General features: G+C 32.0%; 3 protein-coding genes. All 3 read right to left on the bottom strand.

Annotated features, from left to right (window positions below; all coding sequences use genetic code 11):
• Positions 1-78 precede the first annotated feature (78 nt).
• Genes LS81_RS10860 through LS81_RS11605 form a run of 3 tightly spaced genes read right to left on the bottom strand, consistent with a single transcriptional unit; the run spans position 79 to position 1,564 of the window.
• A complete protein-coding gene (locus LS81_RS10860; RefSeq protein WP_104696544.1) occupies positions 79-447 on the bottom strand; it encodes a hypothetical protein in 369 nt (122 codons plus the stop codon).
• A 12-nt stretch (positions 448-459) separates the two neighbouring features.
• On the bottom strand, positions 460-1,275 hold the full coding sequence (locus tag LS81_RS11610; protein WP_034347774.1) for a hypothetical protein: 816 nt from the start codon (positions 1,273-1,275) through the stop codon (positions 460-462).
• A gap of 1 nt (position 1,276) precedes the next feature.
• Entirely contained in the window at positions 1,277-1,564 is a 288-nt protein-coding gene (locus LS81_RS11605; protein WP_034347775.1) for an alpha/beta hydrolase family protein, read from the bottom strand.
• Positions 1,565-1,615 lie beyond the last annotated feature (51 nt).

Genomic DNA, 1,615 nt, shown 5'->3' with positions numbered 1-1,615 from the left:
AAATCACCAAAATTGTAAGCAGTAGTCCAAAAAGAAGCAACCCCTTTGGCAAGATCACTTAAGTGGTCTGTAAAGTCTTTATTGTTTTTTGCCATTTTCTGTCTCCTTTTTACATTTTTGAGTGTCATATTTATCAAATGGTATAATACTTATAATGCTGAAATTCATAATATGCCAACAAGCAATACTTATGATAATGATAACCCACCACTGCATTGGTGGAAGCACAAGCCATATGAGCAACATGCAAAATAAATTACCAAAAATAATATCTTTAGGCAAAAACCTTAATAACATATAAATTATTGTGTTTGGTTGATAATGAGCTTGGCAATTTTGACATACGATACTAAAATTGTTATGCCCTGATAATTCATACAAATTCCAAATATTCTGTAATTTATTAATTTTAGTCCCACATACTTCGCATTTTTTATACAGCAACATTTGATAATCTCCCTAACTTGCTAATTTGTATTGAAACATAATATCCACATTAACTAAATGCTGTGCCTCTGTATTTCTATAATCTAACTTGTCATCTAAGGTTATGCCAAGCTTTATGCCCAAATCTGATATAATAGAAGTTGTAGGCTCATAAAATTGCTGCCACACATTGCCTAAACTAGCATCATTTCTCATAGTAGCCCTAATAGATTCTAAGTGATGTATTTCAATATCAAGATTGCTACCTTTTTGTGCTTTTTTGAGGTTATTTCCCAATTCTCCAAATATCTCTGCATCCTTATTAGCCTCTACAAACCTCACTATATTATCAGTATTGCCATCATAACCTGAAGCTTTCAATGATTTATCTAATACTTTTCTTGTAAAGCCATTTGGATTAAATAGCTTTGCTATACTTTTAACTAATGCAACTATAATCTTCCATACAATCCTTACTACTCTTAACAATACAACCACAGCATAAGCTATAATCCCACCAAGTCCTGGAGCATTATAAGTATAAAGTTCTTTTATTGCTAAAGGATAACCTGTAACAAATACCTGTGCTAAATGTCCTCCTAGTGAATGTCCTGTGCTTGTCACTCTAATATTATTTGATAAGAAATACTCCTCAATACTTTTATATGATTTATAATCATTTTGCAAAGATTTTACATCTGTATTGTAGGCATGATTATTTGTCTTGCTAATAAGGAGTTTATGATGAGCTATGATAGATCTAAATATCCTCTTAGAGAGCCATTCTAGTGCTATTGCTTGAGTGAGAGCCATCCCAATAGTAGCAAGTAATGCATCAGCAACTAACATATCAGTAGTAATACCCCCTTATATCTGATTCTGTCCCACGAAAGGCAATGATATAGTCTTTATTATGCGTGTCATAAAAGATTGTAGATGAATAACCACTTAGAGTATTTGGGATATGATGGACTAATTCACAACGATTTACAAAGTTTTTGGTGCGTTGGGAGATTCTAGCTTGAAGTGATATATCGTTGATAGATTTTATTTGTTTATTTTCATCATTTATCATTTCTTTGCAAAATCGTGCTTCAATAGCTCGAGCATAGGTGGTGTTGGAGTCTTTTTTGTGCAAAACATTGTCATTATTATCTTTTATATACCTATGATTTTATCACTTTTTGTT

The sequence above is a fragment of the Helicobacter trogontum genome (assembly GCF_000765905.2).
In the GTDB taxonomy this organism is placed as follows: domain Bacteria; phylum Campylobacterota; class Campylobacteria; order Campylobacterales; family Helicobacteraceae; genus Helicobacter_A; species Helicobacter_A trogontum.
Note: the sequence above shows the minus strand (reverse complement) of the source record. Positions and strands in the feature narration are given on the sequence as shown.